The sequence below is a fragment of the Cellulophaga sp. BC115SP genome (assembly GCF_009905545.1).
GTDB lineage: Bacteria > Bacteroidota > Bacteroidia > Cytophagales > Spirosomataceae > Flectobacillus > Flectobacillus rivi.
Map to the genome: position 1 here is coordinate 13,214 of NZ_JAAALB010000038.1, position 19,388 is coordinate 32,601.

The 19,388-nt window shown below is 37.1% G+C and carries 17 protein-coding genes; 10 read left to right on the plus strand and 7 right to left on the minus strand.

What is annotated here, in order from left to right:
* Positions 1-2: 2 nt before the first annotated feature.
* The 5 genes from GVN22_RS20875 (at position 3) to GVN22_RS20895 (ending at position 6,541) form a co-directional block, all read left to right on the plus strand.
* On the plus strand, positions 3-1,058 hold the full coding sequence (locus tag GVN22_RS20875) for a saccharopine dehydrogenase family protein (protein ID WP_166552950.1): 1,056 nt from the start codon (positions 3-5) through the stop codon (positions 1,056-1,058).
* 514 nt (positions 1,059-1,572) lie between these two features.
* Positions 1,573-2,745, plus strand: a complete 1,173-nt coding sequence (locus GVN22_RS20880; RefSeq protein WP_166552951.1) for a PepSY-like domain-containing protein — start codon at positions 1,573-1,575, stop codon at positions 2,743-2,745.
* A 104-nt stretch (positions 2,746-2,849) separates the two neighbouring features.
* Positions 2,850-4,154, plus strand: a complete 1,305-nt coding sequence (locus GVN22_RS20885) for a hypothetical protein (RefSeq protein ID WP_166552952.1) — start codon at positions 2,850-2,852, stop codon at positions 4,152-4,154.
* 451 nt (positions 4,155-4,605) lie between these two features.
* A complete protein-coding gene (locus GVN22_RS20890; RefSeq protein WP_166552953.1) occupies positions 4,606-5,160 on the plus strand; it encodes an RNA polymerase sigma factor in 555 nt (184 codons plus the stop codon).
* Complete coding sequence (locus GVN22_RS20895; protein WP_166552954.1) at positions 5,144-6,541, plus strand: outer membrane beta-barrel protein; 1,398 nt, start codon at positions 5,144-5,146, stop codon at positions 6,539-6,541. The genes GVN22_RS20890 and GVN22_RS20895 overlap by 17 nt, the downstream gene beginning before the upstream one ends.
* Positions 6,542-6,714: 173 nt before the next feature.
* Here the strand turns inward: GVN22_RS20895 and GVN22_RS20900 are convergent, their stop codons facing one another.
* The 4 genes from GVN22_RS20900 to GVN22_RS20915 all read right to left on the minus strand — a co-directional run bounded on the left by GVN22_RS20900 (position 6,715) and on the right by GVN22_RS20915 (position 11,128).
* On the minus strand, positions 6,715-9,042 hold the full coding sequence (locus GVN22_RS20900; protein WP_166552955.1) for a carboxypeptidase regulatory-like domain-containing protein: 2,328 nt from the start codon (positions 9,040-9,042) through the stop codon (positions 6,715-6,717).
* A gap of 459 nt (positions 9,043-9,501) precedes the next feature.
* Positions 9,502-9,723 (minus strand): hypothetical protein, encoded by a 222-nt coding sequence (locus GVN22_RS20905; protein WP_166552956.1) that lies wholly within the window; start codon positions 9,721-9,723, stop codon positions 9,502-9,504.
* Between the two features lie 149 nt (positions 9,724-9,872).
* Complete coding sequence (locus GVN22_RS20910; protein ID WP_166552957.1) at positions 9,873-10,499, minus strand: NAD(P)H-dependent oxidoreductase; 627 nt, start codon at positions 10,497-10,499, stop codon at positions 9,873-9,875.
* Positions 10,500-10,660: 161 nt separating this feature from the next.
* Positions 10,661-11,128, minus strand: a complete 468-nt coding sequence (locus GVN22_RS20915; RefSeq protein ID WP_166552958.1) for a nuclear transport factor 2 family protein — start codon at positions 11,126-11,128, stop codon at positions 10,661-10,663.
* Between the two features lie 132 nt (positions 11,129-11,260).
* Between GVN22_RS20915 and GVN22_RS20920 the strand changes: the two genes are divergently transcribed.
* From GVN22_RS20920 to GVN22_RS20930, 3 genes are all read left to right on the plus strand, one after another.
* Positions 11,261-12,139: a ChaN family lipoprotein gene (locus tag GVN22_RS20920; RefSeq protein WP_166552959.1), complete on the plus strand. Its 879-nt coding sequence runs from the start codon at positions 11,261-11,263 to the stop codon at positions 12,137-12,139.
* 634 nt (positions 12,140-12,773) lie between these two features.
* Positions 12,774-13,343 (plus strand): hypothetical protein, encoded by a 570-nt coding sequence (locus tag GVN22_RS20925; protein WP_166552960.1) that lies wholly within the window; start codon positions 12,774-12,776, stop codon positions 13,341-13,343.
* 163 nt (positions 13,344-13,506) lie between these two features.
* Positions 13,507-14,067 carry a GNAT family N-acetyltransferase gene (locus GVN22_RS20930; protein ID WP_166552961.1) on the plus strand — a complete coding sequence of 187 codons (561 nt, stop codon included), beginning with the start codon at positions 13,507-13,509 and terminating at the stop codon, positions 14,065-14,067.
* 73 nt (positions 14,068-14,140) lie between these two features.
* Here the strand turns inward: GVN22_RS20930 and GVN22_RS20935 are convergent, their stop codons facing one another.
* On the minus strand, positions 14,141-15,313 hold the full coding sequence (locus GVN22_RS20935; protein WP_166552962.1) for a glutathionylspermidine synthase family protein: 1,173 nt from the start codon (positions 15,311-15,313) through the stop codon (positions 14,141-14,143).
* Between the two features lie 35 nt (positions 15,314-15,348).
* Positions 15,349-16,023, minus strand: a complete 675-nt coding sequence (locus GVN22_RS20940; RefSeq protein ID WP_166552963.1) for a hypothetical protein — start codon at positions 16,021-16,023, stop codon at positions 15,349-15,351.
* Between the two features lie 379 nt (positions 16,024-16,402).
* Here GVN22_RS20940 and GVN22_RS20945 point away from each other — a divergent pair, with 379 nt between their 5' ends.
* Positions 16,403-17,431 (plus strand): trypsin-like serine protease, encoded by a 1,029-nt coding sequence (locus GVN22_RS20945; RefSeq protein WP_166552964.1) that lies wholly within the window; start codon positions 16,403-16,405, stop codon positions 17,429-17,431.
* An 85-nt stretch (positions 17,432-17,516) separates the two neighbouring features.
* Positions 17,517-17,867 (plus strand): LytTR family DNA-binding domain-containing protein, encoded by a 351-nt coding sequence (locus GVN22_RS28465; protein WP_166552965.1) that lies wholly within the window; start codon positions 17,517-17,519, stop codon positions 17,865-17,867.
* A 182-nt stretch (positions 17,868-18,049) separates the two neighbouring features.
* On the opposite strand, the gene GVN22_RS20955 is transcribed toward GVN22_RS28465, so the two are convergent.
* Positions 18,050-19,387, minus strand: coding sequence for a Gfo/Idh/MocA family protein (locus GVN22_RS20955; protein WP_166552966.1), 1,338 nt, complete (start codon positions 19,385-19,387; stop codon positions 18,050-18,052).
* Position 19,388: the final 1 nt, after the last annotated feature.

Below are 19,388 nucleotides of genomic sequence, written 5' to 3' on the forward strand. Positions count from 1 at the left end.
CTATGAAAAAAATACTTGTAATTGGAATGGGAAAAGTGGGCTCCTTGGTAGGGGTTTTACTTTCCAAAAGATTTGAAGTGACTGGTCTCGACAAAAACGGACCAGCTACAGAAGTGGGTTTTCCAACAATCAAAGGAGATGTCACAGACCGTGCATTGCTCGAAAAACTAATACCAGATTTTGATGCAGTGGTATCTTGTATGCCCTACAACCTGAATTTAGCCATAGCCGAAACAGCCTACCAATCAGGCAAACATTATTTTGACTTGACTGAAGATGTTCCTACGACAACCGCTATTCGTGAAATGGCAGCTCGTGGAAGCCGTGCTGTTTTGGCACCACAGTGCGGTTTGGCGCCTGGCTTTATTGGTATTGTGGGTGCTGACTTAGCCAATCGCTTTACTCGTTTGAGAGATATTGAGTTACGAGTTGGTGCTTTGCCTAAATATCCTAATGGCTTACTGGGATATTCATTTACATGGTCACCTGCTGGGGTAATCAACGAATATATCAATGACTGTGAGGTGATTCATAATGGTAAAGTCAAACTAGTTCCAGCATTAGACGGTCTCGAAACCATCAATATCGAGGGAATGGAATTTGAAGCCTTTAGTACTTCTGGTGGTTTGGGTACGATGTGCGAAACTTACGCAGGAAAGGTAGATACGCTTAATTACAAAACCATTCGCTATCCTGGGCATGGCAAACTAATGCGTTTCCTTTTATATGAATTAATCTTGAAAGATCGTCGTGAGTTAATTGAGGAAATTCTTACAGAAGCTAAACCCCCTGTTCAGGAAGATGTGGTTTATGTTTATGCCGTGGTTGAAGGCTGGAAAAACGACCGTATCGAGCGTGAAGAGTTTTATCGTGCTTATTCGCCAATCAAGATTGATGGGAAACATTGGCGAGCGATTTCATGGACAACAGCAGCTTCAATTGTTGCGGTGGTAGAGCTAGTAGCCGATGGCAAACTGCCACAAACAGGTTTTATCAAACAAGAAGATATACCTCTAGCAGATTTGCTAGCCACAACGACTGGGCAATATTTTAGCTAAGTAATAGGTGTGATTGTAAGATATTAATTGTCAATATTTTATAATCACACCTGTTGGTTTATTTCGAATTTTGAAGCTAGGAAGATGATACTATCTTTCATAATAAAACCTCTTAAGACGCAATGCTTTGCGTCTCTACAGTTAGAATACAAATGTTAAAATAATTACTAAATCACTCAATTAGGGGTGACTCATGTCTAAAGTACATTAAAGATTCCAATCCAATATCTCTACCTTTTTAAGAATTTTTAACAAACAGTGCAACCCTTCTTTTTCCCTTCTTGTCAATATCATTGAATTCAACAAGCCCATATATCTGATGCTGAATATTTTGGAAAATCTTCAACCATGGATGTATACCACACCCTACACTTCGAAACGTTTTGAAATAAAGCCATAGCTTTTTGCTATGATCAACAAAATATTTCTATCCATTGGGGAGTCAAACTAGAAAATCGGTATCTGGCCAACTGCTGAGAAAATCTTTTGACAATCCATAAGTCCGTAATCGAACATGAAAAAGTTCCTTTTATTTTCAGCACTCATGAGTGCAATTTTATTGGCAAGTTGTGAACCAGAACAAATTGCCGTTGATAATAATACCAACAATTCAACTGTAATTCCTTCAGCAGTACGTTTAGCGGTTAGTAGCAACTTCCCGCAGGCAGCACAGGTAAAATACACGACGCTTAGTACAAGTACCACGTATGGGGTAGACTTGAAAGTGAGTGGAAAAAGTATGGAGTTGACAATTTCGGCAAATGGAACAGTTTTGAGTTCATTTAGCCTTTCGGACGATACGACTAAGGTTTCTTTACCTGCTAATGTTACAACCTATCTTAATACTAACTATGCAGGGTATAAATTGGAGCGCGTTGCAGCAGGAAAAGACAAAGATGGCAATACGCTTTATAAAGTTTTGATAGAATGGAATGATCAAAAAGTGACAGTAGTATTTGATGCCAATGGCGCTTTTGTAGCAGAATTCAAAGAACCTAAACGCACTGGACAAATTAAAGGTAAGTTTAGAAAATTCTATTCTGTAAGCTATGACCAGCTGCCAGCAACAATTCAAACCCAATTAACAGGTTATACTTTTGTGCGAGCTGCTGCCAATGCCGACTCTACAGGTAATAAATTTTATTTTGTGCTTGCCAAAAAGGATAGTGTTTTCTATGAGTTTTCGTACGATAACGCAGGCAAATTGTTGACAACTAAAACGTATGCCCCTGCTGTTCGTAAAATTGAAGATAAGAATCTCAAACAGTCTGAACTTCCAGCTAACATTGCCGCTTATTTGAGCGCAAATTATGCTTCTTGGAAATACGAAAAAGGTATCGAAATCATCAAAAACGGAGCAGTAGATTCTTACTATATTTCTTTATCGAGTGATAAGAAACTAGTATTTCTGACTTTTGATGCTTCTGGCAATTTAACAAAAACTGTTAGCGGAGAATTGAAACTTCCTAAATTTGAGGACGTTAAGTTAACGGCTGATGTGTTGCCTGCTATTATAACTAGCTATCTCAATACTACCTATGCAGGCTGGTCACTCGATAAAGCAATAGCATTCAAAATAGATGGTGTAATCGAATCTTATTACTTACATATCGTTGTGGGTACAAGTAAATATCATTTATATTTTGATAAAGATGGGAAATTTTTGGTGGCAAAAATTGATAAATAGATAACTTAGCAGAAAGCTTTCTGCTTGAGCATTCAACCACATAAAATAAAGACAGACAACAAGGAAGATTTCAGCTTGCTAACGCTTTCTTGACATAAATCATAATGAAGTTTTTTATAAAACATATTGCCATTTTATTAAGCGTAGTGAGTTTATTGCTGGGATGTGACGAAATCAAAAAAGATGTTGTCAGTATTACGCCAGTCAATACTCAACCTGCACTTTGGGATATTCATACGCTTTATACAGCCCCATCGAATATGGTGACGATTAATGTCAAAGATTTTTTGAAAAATATGACAGGTCATGCCATTAAAATCGAAAAAAACGGGGCGTTCGGAAAAGCGTATTTTACCACCAATGGCAAGTTTATCGTGTATGTGCCCGACTCTACAGTGTCGGATGCTACCGATATGCTGATTTTGAGTGTTGTTAACCTAGATACTCAAAAGCAAGTCAAAGATAGTATCTGGGTAAAAGTGACCAATAATTGGGACAAAGTTCCATGCAACGCAGGCGTTATGCCAGACTTGTTTCATTGTCTCAATAAAGGTACAGAATGTGTGTTGGATGTCTTGAAAAATGACCGTTACTGTAATGCAATTTTAGATTCGGCAAGTCTTCAGATTGCTTTTGACCCATTGTTTGGGTCGGCTGTAGTCAAAAATAACCGAATTGTTTATACCCCCAAAAAAGACTACGACGGACCCGATTTATTATTTTATCGGGTCTGTTCGGCAGGCACTCAGGGTATTTGTATGACAGCAGCGGTAAAATTAGATGTGGAAGGTTCCTTGGTTAGAGCTTGTACTACGAGTCTGTTGCCAAACTATTACGTGATTCCAAGTAATAGTCCGAAGGTACAATTAGATGTTTTGTCGAATGATAATCTGTGCTCTACTTACAATGCCAATACGCTCAAAATAACGAAATGGCCAAAATATGGTACAGCCAGTGTCAATAATGGCAAAATCGACTATGAGCCAGCAACATCAAGTTTTCCTGGTTATCTAACACAGATAGATGATTATTTAGAATATACGCTTTCTGATAAATATGGTGTTGCCTCGCCTAGTGTGTGGGTAAAAGTAAGTCAGATTCGTGCGATTACTTGTGATGCCAAATTTGATAATGGCGTAATGGAGGTTTCGGAAACTATTGTTCAAGCCACACCATTTGAAGTTCCTTACCAACTTTATGTTTCATCTTGCGCCGAGATTAGCTCGATAAGCATTACAGAGCAGGGGTCTCATGGAACTGCGTATGTAAAAGGTACCAAAATTTACTATCAAATCAGCGCTTGGGATAAAGACAAAGGCAAAGATCGAGACGATCAAATTAAAATAAAGTTGACGACTACTCAAGGGAAAGACTTGAGCGCCAATTTTAAAATTAAAATCAAAAAATAAAGACGCATTTGGATTCATAAATAATTATACAAGTGGTTTGAATGTAAAGGCTTTCCCGAATTTCGGGAGAGTCTTTCTCGTAAATCAAATATTGTGATTGAAGTAGTTTTTCCCTTTTATATTTTCTAGAAAAACGTTATTGTATTATTAGGCTTATTTTGAATAGGTATATTGTAAGTGATTTAAAATGAACATTTTATAGTTTTGTGTGTTTGGTTTTATAAGACATTGTTATTTAAGCCAAAATAGAGATAAGCAATCACTTTATATACTTTTATGTTAGATGACTGCTCAAAGTGATGTACGTCCGATGAAAAAATTGGCTAATGTATTTGTAACAAAGTCATTGCTTTGAAAGTAGTGACTGTAGTTATAATATTGCATTCATAACTCACAATTCTGCATTGCTACTTAGGTGAGTATTCGCTTAAAGAAACTAATTGCCAACTGAATGATAAATGAACAGGATTTAGTCAGAGCCTGCCAGCGGAATGATCGCAAAGCCCAGACTGCCTTTTACAATATGTATAAGGGCAAGTTGATGGGTGTTTGTCGTCGTTATGCCCGTTCGAAAGAGGAGGCTGAAGACATTTATCAAGAAGCATTTGTCAAGATTTTTAATAACATTAAGTCTTTAGAAAAGCCAGAGGCTGTTGGCGCATGGGTACGTAAAACCGTTATTCATACTGCCATTAATTACTATCATGCAAATTTAAAATTTCAACAAAATACGGATTATGAAACAGTTGTACTCAGCAATGATGATTACCCGAATATTTTAGCAACACTCTCAAGCGAAGATTTACTAGCACTTATTCATCAACTTCCCGACGGCTATCGTATGGTTTTTAACCTATATGTAGTAGATGGCTATAATCACAATGAGATAGGGCAGATGCTTGGAATAAGCGAGAATACCTCCAAGTCGCAACTGTCTCGTGCAAAAGAGTTGCTCCGTAAACAACTAAAAAAACTGGGAATCGTCAGCTATGAACGCATCCAATAATGATATAGACCCCTTTGAAGGCTTTTTCCACGATAAGTTCAATGATTTTGAATCTGAAGTGGACGACGCGCTTTGGGCTAACATAGAGCCTCAATTGCCGTTACCTTCTTTCTCACGACTGATGCTTTGGCATTTGGCGGCGGCAGTGGTGTTGTTACTGCTGTCGTTTGGTCTATTGCCAAGATTTATGATCTCTCCAAACTTAGAAGTGAGTCATGTAACAACAGGACAAACGCACCCAAATACGGGAGCTCAGAGTAGCAATACCTCAAAGACTGAATCAAATCAAGGTTTTGACAAAAGCATATCCAATACTCAAGGTACTGAGATAAACGCTCATTATGCCAGTCCTGAAGTAGCAAAAGAACAAAAAGAGGAAGGTTTAGAAAAAATTAAAAAGGCTAACTCTTTTACCGAATATTCAACAACAAGTACAAATAGTAATATTGATGAGCCTGTAGCAAGCTCAAATATTGGAAAGAGAAACACCACGAAGTCTGGAGGTGTAGTAACTTCTAAATCTTCGAAAAGAGCGCAAAAGACTTTAAAAACAAAAGTCATTCCTTCGACTATGTCTACAGATGAATATCATAGAATTGTTCGTGCAACACAGAATACAGGAGATTATTTGTCAACTTCGGAAGAGGCTTTAGAGCCTAATTTAGAAATTCTAACCTCAAAAGAACCTGTAGATTTATCGGTGAAATTTAACAAAGCTCGTATTAAAGCGCAACAACGTAAACCTAATCGATATTTCCAACCAAGCAAGCCAGTATCCTTGTATTTTAGTGCAATGCCATTGGTTAATTACTACACGATTACCCCAAATGGCTCAGATTCAAAATATGTGCACAATATTGAGGTAGATGACGATAATAGTCGCATAGGGGTATATCTTCAGGCTGGCTTGAAGTTTACGCTGTCTGATAGATTACAACTAAAAACGGGTATTTCTTATACCAAATCTAGTCAAAGTATTAGTTTTAAAGTTCGCACAGATTCGTTGGTGGTTCGTAGTGTAGATAACCAAACAGCAGATGTAGCTTTTGAAGAACAAAGTAAAACGTATGCTTTGTCATCGCATTATATCGGTACACGAGTTGACTTGGAATATACCTTTTTGAAAGGCGACGCCCTAAGTCATCATGTGTTACTAGGTATGGAAGGAAGTACTAGTTTGAATGGTACTGCGGCTGGCAAAATCAATAGCTTTTTGAATATTGGCTATGGCATAAGTCGTCAAATAGGAGACAATGCCTATCTTTTTATTGAGCCGACTATGAGTATTGCGCTCAATCACCAATCAGATGCAAGTGCTCTTTTGCTGGTAAGACCTAATAAAATTGGCTTTAATATTGGGCTCAATTTTAAGATAAAATAGAGAGTAGCCTTTTACCAGCATAGACTCTATTGAAAGATTAAGTCAAATGTTCTTCTTATTATTTATATCGATAGGTTGTTCAAATATTGCAAGTTATGGGATTCTGTAACTTGCAATAATGTTTTATATGAACCTTACCTCTAAGCTTTTTGGAGGGAAATGTTCTTTAGTATCTAAAACTCTAAACGATAGTTGAAAACAGGTACTATTCCTAATTGATAAAAATAAACGATTTTCTTAAAATTTGGGCTGTAATTATAACTAAGTGGGTTTTTGTGATCAGTTATATTATTTAAATCTAAAGAAAAGGTAGAAGACGTCTTACGTTTATTAACTACATAGCTTATACGATAGTCGGCACGGAAAAAGTTGGGTAAATGATTCTCATAAATATTTTTGTAATCATAGATTGTGTATCCATTTTTTTCAGATAGGACTAAGTCAATAGGAGGAACTCTTAGCCCACCAGCCCAAGTTACTTTCAAATTTATATTCAACATATTCTTCTTAAGTTTTCCTACTTTCCATTCCTTTCCAGCTAGGATATTTTCAACGAAATTACTACTAAATCTTCCCGTTCGTTCTATTCCATCGCTAGCCAAGTAGGTTGCTCTGTAAAGAGATGTAGTATTCAATAAATAAAAACTGTTCGTTAAAAACTTCTCGATGGTTAATTCTATGCCATAACTTTTCCCTGTCCCAGTACTTTGAAGAGCTGAGGTTAAATTTGCTCCAACCTCATTAAGAGTGGAGTAAGTAGATTCATAAGAAGAAACATTTGATGAAGAAATGGTAGAAACAAATGCTTGATAGTGATATTGATAGTATGCTTCCGAATTTATACGCCAACTATTACTGGGACGGTATTCATATCCTACAATAAAATGTGCTGATTTGGGTATTGGTAAATTTTTATTAGACTGAATTACAGTTGTATCTCCATTCGAGTTGGCCGTATATCCTCTACTTGATAGATAAGTTGGTAGAGCCTCTAGGCGACTGTGTACTCCAATTCCCAAATTAATTGTTTTTGTGTTATCTAACTGCCAACGTAACCCCAAGCGAGGTTCAATAGAGTATTGTTTATTTAGTGCTAAATACATAAAATGCACCCCAGTATTTAATGTTACTTTGGTATTTAATCTATGTTTCCATTGAAAATAAGTTTGCAATAGTTGGGTACTATTTTTGTCTTTTAAGATATATAAATAGGTTGGTGTTTGGTCAAGGACATATAGCCTTTTATCAAGTAAATTATAGGTATTATGGCTAATAATCAATCCCATACGGAATGTGTTTTGGGCATCTAACTTTAAATTTAACCTTGACGAATAGCGCAAGAAGCCATAAGTATAGTTTCTAATAGAAACTATATCATTATCATTGGTCTCGCTACCAGACGCAGAAACAATATTTTCCCAGTATGCCTTATCATTGATTAAACTCACAATATTCAACCCAGTAGCATAAAAATTAGAACCATTATTAGGGAGGTAACTTGCAAATTGCGCATTTTCATTCGCACTTAGTCCACCTAGTCCCCATAGGGATATGGTGGTTTTTTTGAGGGGGATAAAAAGTTTAAATGCTAAGTCTTGGTAGGTGGGCTTATCATGGACAAGATTAATAATCCCTAATTTTTGTACAAGTCCTAATGTCGAATATCTATAGTTTAATAAATATGAGGCTTTAGTTGTTGAAGAAATAGGACCTTCCGTGGATGCTTCTAACCCTTGAAATCCTAACTGTATGCTACTTTCTCGTTTATCACTGTTTCCATTCCTCATGGTTAAATCGAATACTCCAGAGGAAGCATTCCCATATTCTGAAGGAAAAGCTCCTGTATAAAAATCTGAGTTACTTAAAACATTGATACTAAGTGCTGAAATTCCGCCTCCAGAAGCTCCAACACTTGTAAAATGGTTAGGGCTAGGAATTTCTATGCCATTCATCCGCCAAAGTAATCCTTTCGGACTATTTCCTCTTATGACTATTTCATTGGAGGAATCGTCTATGTTTGATGTACCCGCAAAAGATAGTGCCATTCTTGCGGGATCGCCCCAAGTTGCAGGATAACGTTTAGTTTGTTCTACCGAAAAGGATCTTAAACTAACGGTTGCCATCTCATTATTGGAAGAACCATATTCTTCTTGAGGTCTTACAACCACTTCGTCTAATACTTTTATTTGCTCTGTTAACTTAATATTCAGAATGAGCTCCTTTGCGCTTCCCACTAATATGTCTCTGATGATATTACTCTCATAGCCAATACGACTAAATTTTATCGAATGTCGTCCAACAATTATACTTTTGAGTAAAAAGTACCCTTTTGCATCGGAAACGGTATGATAGTTATCTAACGTTATAGTTACATTTTCAATAGGGTATCCCGACTCTGAATCAGTAACTTGACCTTTAATTGTTTGGGCTGGAGACTGCGCATTAGAAACGATAAAAAATAGGCAATGGATAATGGTGAGTAGAACTGTTCTTTTAATCATAGTTAATATAATAGGTTGTTAGAGTTTATCAAGATGTATGGAGTTGAGTATTCTCTCAGGTAAATCTAAGAATATCAACAGGAAATAAGAACTATTCCATGAATATTATAATGTAATTTACAGGGCTGTTAAATTAGTCTGTGCTCAAATTGTAGCTATACTATTCTCCCAGTAAAACTTATTTGCCAAACAGAAAGCGATAAAGCCGTACCGTATCGGTTATTATTTACACACTTTCCACCCCCAATTGCTTCAAATGATGATCTAAGTGACATAAATAATCTTGTGCTACTTCCCATAGGGTAGGGTATGCATCGGGCACTGTTTCTTTTGTCCAATTTGTTAAAACTTGATATTTTTCTTCTGGTAAGTTTGCCAATACCCGCACTAGATGCTTATTAAGCAGTCTCCATAATTCCAGCAAATCTTCAGAAGGATAAGTTTGATAATCGGCCGATTTTACCCAAATATTCTGCTCATAAATAATCTGAGCTTTGGATTGTGACCTACTACAAAGCGACGGACATTGTTTTGTGCCGAGTCAATCAAATGTCCAAGCACCTCTTTCTTACTCCATTTTTCAGATGAGCTTTTCAACGATAGTGATTCTTCAGATTGAGATTGCCAATAGGCACTCACAAGGTCTATTCTATGACTCAGCGATTCAAGTAGTTCTTTCATGTGTATAAACGAGTTATGAGAGGAAGGTAAAAAGGGAGTTAAAAAGTTCAAATTACTTCATTTTCAAATCAAAAATACTTTTTCTAAGATAACAAAAAAAAGACTACACTCACAGAGCATAGTCTTTTATGGATAACCAGATAATCATATTAAATTTTTACGAATAACTTATCTGTTGTTCTTCTAACCTTTTTCGCTTTTGCTAATGAGTCATTCGCTTCATCGCGGTAACCCAAAGCTAAAATGGAAACGCTTTTTAAGCCTTTTTCTTTCAAACCTAAAATCTCATCAACTGCCGCAGGATTAAACCCTTCCATTGGAGTGGCATCTACTTGCTCGTAAGCAGCAGCTACCAAAGCAGTACCCAATGCTATATATGTTTGGCGAGCTGTCCAGTTGAAGTTTTCTTCAGCCGAGCGACTCAAAATACCACCAAAATTGGCTCTAAAACCAGCCAACGACTCCACAGGAATACCACGTTCTTCGGCGATATGAGCCATGTAGGCATCTACTTGAGCTTCAGAAACGTTGTCCCAAGCAGCAAATACCAAAATATGTGAAGATTCTACAATTTGTGGTTGATTGTATGCCGCTGGTTGAATTTGTTTGCGCAATTCAGGGTTTTCAATTACAAAGACTGTATATGGCTGAAGCCCCATCGACGATGCCGACAAACGGATAGCCTCTAAAATATGGTCGATTTTTTCTTCAGGAACTGTAGCTCCTGTCATTCTCTTGGTCGCGTAGCGCCAATTCAATTTCTCTAATAATTCCATGAGTTTGGTCAGATAAAATATTTAATGTAACGATATTTAATGTATGTACATTTAATAAACCAAAGGCTATGAAAAAAAGTTTCAAGGAAAGAGAAAATGTTGATTTTTTTTGGAAAGTACTATTGGAAAGAGAAAATTGTAGCCAGAAGAAAGGCTTTTGTTTATGTGTGACTTTTCGAATAAGATTCGAGTCGTTGCATCGCTTGTTTGCGAACACTATTTTGTAAAAAACTTGACCAACCCAAAAGTTTTCCTTTTAGTCCTAAGGATTGACTGGCCCATTTGTAAAAATTAAAATGGTCATTTTGTTGATAGATTTTGTTTTCTGAGAATGAAAAAGTAGATGTGATGGTATTTACGACAGGCAATCCTGTACTTCCAAAAGTATAAGAAGCCCTCCATGTAGCTTCTACCTTGTTTTTATGAGTACGAACTTTCAACAGTTCAATTTTCATATCTGAGCCTCGTTCTATCAGCATACGCCACATATCCATAACAAATGGCTGTTTTAGATAAAAAATGGGGTCTTTGAAGGTGGCTTTAGGATGATAGCAAGCTTCCATGCTTTGGGTATCTTTTTGAGAAAAGGCATGGTAAAAGTTAGTGACTAATTCTTCTTGTGTCGTCATTGGGGATTGGTATTTAACAGTATAGCAATGTATCGGTTCGGAAAATTAATAAAGATAGCGCAGAAAGAACCATCTTTCTACAAAAGTGTTATTTTAACATCAATTTGAAAATAAAACATCCATTTTTTTATTATGCGGAGACTTACCCTAATACTATTACTAGCATCTTTTGCTTTTGGTTTTGCTGCTGACAAGCCAGCTTATTTAATTTATACTGGACAATTGAAGTCCAGTTCTTATGAAAAACTTATTTCTGATGCCAAAGAGGCAGATATTGTGTTTTTTGGAGAACTTCACGATAACCCCATCGCTCATTGGTTAGAGTTACAAGTTACTAAAGACTTATATACGGAAAAAGGGGGTAAGTTGGTTTTAGGAGCCGAAATGTTTGAGGCTGACAATCAAGTAGTTCTTGATGAGTACTTGAAAGGTATTATTACAGGAAAACAGTTTGAGACTGAAGCTAAAATGTGGCAAAATTATGCCACCGATTATAAGCCAATGGTCGATTTTGCCCAAAAAAACAAGATTCCTTTCGTGGCAACCAATATTCCAAGACGCTACGCAAGCTTAGTTTCAAAAGGGGGCTTAGAAGCACTTAATCAGTTGAGCGATGACGGAAAAAAAAGTGTAGCGCCACTCCCAATTACTGTCGATTTGACCCTGCCAGGTTATGCCGAAATGATGAAAATGGGAGGGATGCATGGCATGGGAGGAAGTACCATTTCTACCGAAAATATTGCTAAGGCTCAAGCAAGTAAAGATGCAACCATGGCACATTTTATTTTGAAGAATTGGTCTGAAGGTAAATCATTTTTGCACTTCAATGGCAGTTACCACTCCAATAATTTTGAAGGAATTATTTGGTATTTGAAGAAAGCAAACCCAGCCTTGAAAATTGTCACCATCAATACCATAGAGGAGGCTGACATCAAAGAACCTAATACCAAGCATAAAGGCTCTGCCAGCTTCGTAGTAGCGATTCCAAGCGATATGATTAAATCTTATTAGTTGTGAGTGCTGAGTTTAGAAAAACTGTTTATTTGTATCGATGGGCAGTGTGACACTCGGCATGGAGATAAATCTTATTAGGTAGAGATATATGATTTTGGAATGTAACAATTGCCGTATCGAATTTGCGGATAATCGAATAAAGTGTCTATACACATATTTGGGTAAGAAAAATACATGGGTTATTACACTTGGCGAAAGGTTATCTTGTAATGAGCATGTGCTAATACTTGACCATATTCAGGAATTTCAGTATGAGGTCATAGACACTTTTTCTAAGTCTTTTGTGTTTCAAACGGCAATTATATATTATATCTTGAAAGACGATTCTAATCCTATCGAACTATGTAGGTTGTGTGTAATAGATGAAACAAAGTTAACTCGTGAAACAAAGTCTTATCAGTTTGCCACTGAGATATTAAAAGGTATTTCATCTTTTTATGAAATACCTTTTGTCTTTAAGCATTCTGTAGAAAAAAAAGATGAATCATTAGTGGCTATATTTATTCTATTAATCTTGATAGGTTTTACTTTATTAGCATGTGTAATAGCGTTCTAGCTCCTGCTGCTGTATAGCTACTGTACCCATTTATTGATAAAAAAATTAAGAAACTAATAATTATTAATCCCTATCATGCAAGATATTGAACCCTTTTATCAATGGGAAAGTCATTATGTGGCATCAAAAGACCCTCGTTCTCCCTTTTATGGAAGGTTATATAATACTTCCATGTACGAAAATGACATTTATGGTTATTACATTCATCCATTTTGGGATGAGTTTGAGTCTCCTACTTTATATTGTAAAATCCTTTTTGCCGATTATAGTCGACAGTTTGTAATTATCGAAATGTTTGGCGAATGGAATGATACGCTTCATAATGACGTCATGTGGTTTAAACGCAATGTAATCGACCACTTGATTGGACAAGGTATTAATCAGTTTATTTTAATTGGTGAAAATATCCTCAATTTTCATGGCTCAACCGATGATGATTATTATGCCGAATGGTTTGAAGAAGTAGAAGATGGTTGGATTGCCGCTTGTAATTTTAGGGATTTTATCCAAAAAGAATGGACCAAATATCACCTTGACTATTATATCAATTTTGGAGGTACCTTAGATGTGGTCAATTGGCGCACTTTACAACCTGTAGTACTTTTTGAAGTCATCAAAAGACTCATGGTGAGAAGATTGAACTAATGCTTTTTTGTTATAAAAATATCGAAAAAAGGTATTTTTTATTATAAATTAAAATTTAGAGTTTTGTCTTTCGAAATAAACAAATCAATACTATAAGTATAGTAAAGTGTTGATTATTTGGAGTTTAGAAGGTTAACGAAATAGAATTTAAAGTTTGAGCCAAATGTCAATCGTATTCACCACCATCACAAGCGATGAAGAAGTAAATCAAGTATTAGATTTACAACAACAGAATCTCAATAAGAACATTTCAGAAGACGTGGCAACAAGCCAAGGTTTTGTAACTGTTCAGCATAATTTTGATTTACTGTCTAGAATGAATGCCGCTGAGCCACAAATCATTGCCAAGGATGGCGACAAAGTGGTAGGTTATGCGTTGGTTATGCCAACAAGCTTTAGATATGATATTCCAGTATTGATGGCAATGTTTGATATGTTGGATGAACTCAACTATCAAGGTAAGCCAGTAAAAGAATACAAATATTATGCGATGGGTCAAATTTGTGTAGCCGAAGGGTATCGTGGACAAGGGATTTTTGATGGTATGTATGCCTTACATAAAGAGCGGCTATCTGGTAAATATGACCTTTGTATTACCGAAGTCGCTAAAAGAAATACACGCTCGTTAGCTGCTCATGCCCGTGTAGGATTTGAAATTATTCACGAGTATTTTGATACTACCCACCCAGAATTATGGGAGGTGGTTTTGTTGGACTTGCGATAAGCTATTGAATGATTTAGTGAATGAGTGATTATTTTAAAATAATCACTCATTCACTAAATCACTACTCACTAAATTACTCAATAATATGTCCAGCAAATTGTGCCGTATTATTAATGATTTTTCCTCCTTTTCTAAAGCCTAAGCCACAAGCTTCGCCCGCAAAAAATACGCCCGCTTGATAGTAGTTTCCTTCCGCATCTTGCAAGAAATCAACGTATTCTTGATAAACTTTATTCTGTTCAAAATATTCTCCTTCTGTTTCCGAAACGGCATTTCCTGCGGTATCCAAGATTTTAACATTAGCACCTTCACGACCAAAAAGAACTTTTTCGACAGAAGTCTTATTGACTAATGGTGTTGAGGCAGTCTCTAAAAGAAGTGGATGATTTGGGAATAATTGCCACAAAATTTTCAAGATACCTTTTGATTGGAAAAGAAGCGTGTAGGCAGGATTTAGCACAATTGTTTTTTCATTTGTAACCAAATCTGTCAAAATCTGAGCTAATTCTGGTTCGTCCCAACCGATATATTCCCAAGGTACAAGCTTAAACCAATAATCATAGCGAGTGAAACTGCCATCGTTGGAACTTTGTTTGTAGATACCTTCTACGCTCGAAAACTCAGTGCGTTCGATATGCTCAAAAGCTACCTCAAAACCCGCCTCACGGGCTGCTTCGCCCAATACCTGCATATTGGTGTCGTCCTCTGGATAGCCCTCCATCGTCGAAATCAAAAGCGTTGGTTCATGGTCAGGATTTTGCTTGCGCATTTCGCCAAACTGAGCCACTAAAGATTCGTACAAAGTATTAAACTGAAGCGTTTCATCCAGTCGATTAGCTTTCAACGATGCCCACTGCACAACTGCTGTTTCGGGAATACAGGTAGCTGTATCGGCATTAAATTCAATGAGTTTGATGGGCTTGCCATCGAGTCCACCAGCTAAGTCGAAACGTCCGTAAATATGCCAATGACGGTCGTTGTCCCAAGAATACTTTACTAATTCGACAAGATTTTCAGGAATACCTAATTCAGCAAATTTGTTTTGGTCAATGACATGTTGAGCTGCCTCAATGTACATTTCATATAGCTCATTGACTGCGGCATAATACTTTTCAGCTTCAGCTTCAGAAACTACCACTACTTGGTTGGTCAAATAACTTTGTGTATCCTCTCCAAGCATCCAATACCAGTCGGCATTACGAAGAGCTGACTCAGGCGAGTTACTTAAACTTTTTAAATGAATCATAAATTTTGAAATTGGGTGAAATAAAATTAGGCTATTTAGCCATGGAATCCTCCATGTGAGCTACTGTGGAAAAAGCCAGAGCGCCCACCCGTTGGTCTACTAAAAGTTGTACGAGAGGTATTAATAGCATGATGTACTTGTTGAGAACTATTATATACCTGCTGACTTACATAATATCGACTCCAAAGACTGCTACCAGTGTGATAGCGACGCCTGTGTGTAGTATCGTTTTGGGTTTGAGTAGAGCTAAAACCATTGCTCGACAAATCGGGACGATAGTTTGAGTAGCTAGGACTCAGAGTTCTACCCAAAAAATATCCCATACCACCATAAAGTAAAGCATTTGACAAACTTGAGCTTTGCCCAATATGTTGAGGATGTTTAGCCACGTCTTGGTCAATAAGCGCTTTTACAGCCCTTGGCGATAAGGTATCTTGTTTTCCATCCAAATAAGTGACGTATGCCACCGAGCTATCCGCATCGGTTTCAATTTCTTTCGTTATTTTAAAAACGCCTTTACTGGTTTCTGATATATATGTTTTTACACCTTTTTTATAAACTTCTACCTCTTCATAGTCTCCATCATCGTTTTGATTACTCGAACAACTTTGTAATAAAACCGCTGGTCCGAATAAACTCAAAGCGATTGTACTTCCTATAGTGATGTCTTTTACCTTCTTGATAAAAGCATGTTGTTTAGACGGGGTCATCTGAAATTTTGGTTTAATGGTTGTCAGTATATATTCAAAGTTAGGACTAAAAATGGAGTTACACTAAAATCTTTGAGGAATGGTTTTCAGCACAATGGAGCGGTTGTTTTAGGTCAATTTTCTATACTGTTCAAATGCTTGAATGATAATTTACTATTCATGTAATGAAAATGCCCATCTATTCATCAAAAACATCCATTCAAGAGGGAAGTCTGATTTACTAAAATCGGGAAGCCTACATTTGTAATGTTGTTTAGGCTATGACAACCCTCCAACGGTCTGTTAACATTATCTGATTTATGTGGCGGCATAAATTGGATTGATGAGACCGTTGGTTTTATATCCTAAGTATTTATTTGATAAAAGTCTATTCAAAATTATGATCAACATCAGAAGATTTTTATATCTATCTCTTGCTTCTTTGGCGCTATTCGGCTGTAGTAAAAATAATGATGCAACCCCCAATACCGATGGAACAGCGCCAACAGATGTACCTGCGACATTTGGTGTTCGTCACGATATACCTTTATCAAAATACGAAACCGTTGCCACCAATCAAGCCCCATTCAATACCTCTGATTATCCTGATTTTACACCAGTAGTATTTATCAATGCTGATCATGGCGAAGCTAGCGGTACTTGTACAGGAACTCTAATCGGATCGCAATGGGTGTTGTCGGCAGGTCATTGTTTTTTTGATCCTGCCAAAGATACTGCTCCAACGAGTATCTCAAAGCTGAGTATTTTGGTAGGAGCAGACCCAAATAATCCAATCGAAACACGTAAGGTTTCGGCTTTGTATATAGCGCCAAGCTGGTTAGATGGCGGTGATTTTTATAAATATGGAAATGACATTGCGTTAATAAAACTTGCCTCGCCGATAACATCTGTAACCCCTGCTGCTGTGAATTTTACCATGGATGCTGAAACTATCGGAAGTACAGTATGGTATGCTGGTTATGGCGATTACAGTGCCCAAGCGGGACAGGATGCTAGCAAACGCTCTAAAAAACATGCCTTAGAAAATATATTGGATCGCCGTATGGGAGGACTTACTCATGTGATAAGTGGGGTAAACTATGAAGGAGGAACTTTGGCTTTTGACTTTGATGATCCATCAGGAATAATTAACACACTAGGAGATAGCTATGCCAATGACCAAGAAAAAGCCTTGGGCTCAGGTACAAGTACTAACAAGGCTTTGGATTGGGAAGCTACAACAGTGCAAGGAGATAGTGGAGGACCATTGTTGATGAAAATTAATTTTAAGTGGACCGTCATTGGTGTGCTTAACGGAGGTGTGACAGAGCCCCTTGTTGGCTTGAAAGATGGTGCGTATGGCGATATTAGTACCTTTACCAGAACGGCTTCTTTCCGTACATGGATTCAAGATACAATGAAAAAATAGAGTGTCTTTTACGCTCGTAAATTAGCCTTATTACTACAGCATCATTGGATAAGATTTATGTTGTAACCTATTAAATTGAGTATTTATGAATTTCGAAAACTTTTGCACAACTACACATGGTTATCTTGAATTTAGATTTCAGAAAATTAAGATACCTATTCAACAAATTGTGATGTTGCAAGCTGATTGTAACTACACATATATTTATTTAAAAAATGGAGAAAAGTTTCTTTTTGCACGCACTATTAAGTTTTTTGAGTATATGCTGAAAGATTATAGGTTTGAAAGAATTCATAAAACCTATATGATTAATTGTGCACATATCAGAAATTATGACGCCAAAAGTCAAAACCTGATATTGAGTAATAACCTAAAAGCAACCATTTCACGACGCCGAAAATGCCAATTACGAGGACAAATCTCGTGCTTGAATTAATTTCCTAGATACCTAAATCACCTACCTGAACCTATATAAAAGCGAAATCCCACCCAAAAGGTGGGATTTCGCTTTTATATAGGTAATGAGAAAGCCTAAAATAATAATATATCTATGTTATCCTTCTGAATATAAGCTTATACTAATAACAGATATATGATTAACTAATAACATCTATTTACCTAGTATTTGAATATTTTCGAACCAGCCATTACGTTTTGAGTTTTTGCATCGAACGTTACTCTTTCGCCAGTACGATAAGCTGCATTTGCCATGATACAAGCGATTGAGTGTTGATAACCTGCTTCGATTGGAGCGTTTGGCGTTTTACGAGAACGAACACATTCCATCCAGTTACGGATATGGTTTGACGTTAAAACATCATAACCTGTGTTTGCATTCGTTTCTACTTTGGTCACTTCACTCAACGAAAGTTCTGGCAACAAATTAGCTTTTAAGCCCATTTCTGCTGCTTCTCTTTCTGTCAAACCACCACGAGGAGAGATTTTGTTTGTATCAAGATTTAACTCACCACCATTTGAGTAGTAAATTTCTTTTGTACCACCCGCAGAGTTAGAGAAACGGCTTGTAAACTGTACTTGGAAGCCTTTGTTTTTATCATTTTCAGGACCGTAATCAAATACCACTGTCATCGTATCTGCATTTTTACGACCGTCGTTCCACTGGTAGATTCCTCCGTTAGCTACAGCGCTACGTGGGTGCTCTAAGCCTGTAAACCAGTGTACAGTATCAATTTGGTGGCTCATCCATTGTCCAGGAATACCCGAAGAATATGGCCAGAATAAGCGGTATTCTAAATATTTGCGTGGATCAAAAGTATCAGCAGGACGGTTGATTAAGAAACGTTTCCAGTCGATATCTGATTCTTTCAAGATAGAAGTCAACTTTGGACGTCTCCAACGACCTGGCTGGTTTACGTTCCACATCAATTCTACCATTTTGATGTCACCAAACTTACCTGACTTGATATAATCTTCTGCTGCGAAGTAGTTTTGACCACTACGACGTTGAGAACCAATTTGTACGATTTTACCAGAGCTTTTTACGGCTTTCAATACCGCACGAGCATCATCCATCGTTTCAGCAAGTGGTTTTTCTGTATAAGTATCACAGCCAGCTTGTACTGCTTCGATTGTATGAATAGCGTGTTGGAAGTCAGCCGTAGAGATAAATACAGCATCTACTGCTTTGGCTGCATATAGCTCGTCGTTGTTGCGATATGTGGTGATTGAGTTGCCTAATTCTTTTTCCAAAAATGCTTTTCCCTCTTCACGACGGCGATTCCAAAGATCTGAAACTGCTACCATTTCGAAGTTCATTTCTTTCATGAATGCTTTGAATGGAGGTACGTGAGAGGCACGAAAACGGTCAGAATAACCCACACAACCTACACGTACGCGGTCGTTGGCTCCTATAATTTTTGAGTATGATTTTGGACTAAATGCCAAAGCACCTAAAGATGCAATAGCTGATTTTTTGACAAAGTCTCTTCTTTCCATG

Bases quoted from the DNA above. Each gene is read 5' to 3' on its own strand.
- GVN22_RS20920 (WP_166552959.1), top strand. From the start codon at position 11,261: ATGCGGAGACTTACCCTAATACTATTACTAGCATCTTTTGCTTTTGGT.
- GVN22_RS20935 (WP_166552962.1), bottom strand. From the start codon at position 15,313: ATGATTCATTTAAAAAGTTTAAGTAACTCGCCTGAGTCAGCTCTTCGT.
- GVN22_RS20905 (WP_166552956.1), bottom strand. From the start codon at position 9,723: ATGAAAGAACTACTTGAATCGCTGAGTCATAGAATAGACCTTGTGAGT.
- GVN22_RS20925 (WP_166552960.1), top strand. From the start codon at position 12,774: ATGCAAGATATTGAACCCTTTTATCAATGGGAAAGTCATTATGTGGCA.
- GVN22_RS20875 (WP_166552950.1), top strand. From the start codon at position 3: ATGAAAAAAATACTTGTAATTGGAATGGGAAAAGTGGGCTCCTTGGTA.
- GVN22_RS20940 (WP_166552963.1), bottom strand. From the start codon at position 16,023: ATGACCCCGTCTAAACAACATGCTTTTATCAAGAAGGTAAAAGACATC.
- GVN22_RS20890 (WP_166552953.1), top strand. From the start codon at position 4,606: ATGATAAATGAACAGGATTTAGTCAGAGCCTGCCAGCGGAATGATCGC.
- GVN22_RS28465 (WP_166552965.1), top strand. From the start codon at position 17,517: ATGAATTTCGAAAACTTTTGCACAACTACACATGGTTATCTTGAATTT.
- GVN22_RS20880 (WP_166552951.1), top strand. From the start codon at position 1,573: ATGAAAAAGTTCCTTTTATTTTCAGCACTCATGAGTGCAATTTTATTG.
- GVN22_RS20900 (WP_166552955.1), bottom strand. From the start codon at position 9,042: ATGATTAAAAGAACAGTTCTACTCACCATTATCCATTGCCTATTTTTT.
- GVN22_RS20955 (WP_166552966.1), bottom strand. From the start codon at position 19,387: ATGGAAAGAAGAGACTTTGTCAAAAAATCAGCTATTGCATCTTTAGGT.
- GVN22_RS20895 (WP_166552954.1), top strand. From the start codon at position 5,144: ATGAACGCATCCAATAATGATATAGACCCCTTTGAAGGCTTTTTCCAC.
- GVN22_RS20930 (WP_166552961.1), top strand. From the start codon at position 13,507: ATGTCAATCGTATTCACCACCATCACAAGCGATGAAGAAGTAAATCAA.
- GVN22_RS20885 (WP_166552952.1), top strand. From the start codon at position 2,850: ATGAAGTTTTTTATAAAACATATTGCCATTTTATTAAGCGTAGTGAGT.
- GVN22_RS20910 (WP_166552957.1), bottom strand. From the start codon at position 10,499: ATGGAATTATTAGAGAAATTGAATTGGCGCTACGCGACCAAGAGAATG.
- GVN22_RS20915 (WP_166552958.1), bottom strand. From the start codon at position 11,128: ATGACGACACAAGAAGAATTAGTCACTAACTTTTACCATGCCTTTTCT.
- GVN22_RS20945 (WP_166552964.1), top strand. From the start codon at position 16,403: ATGATCAACATCAGAAGATTTTTATATCTATCTCTTGCTTCTTTGGCG.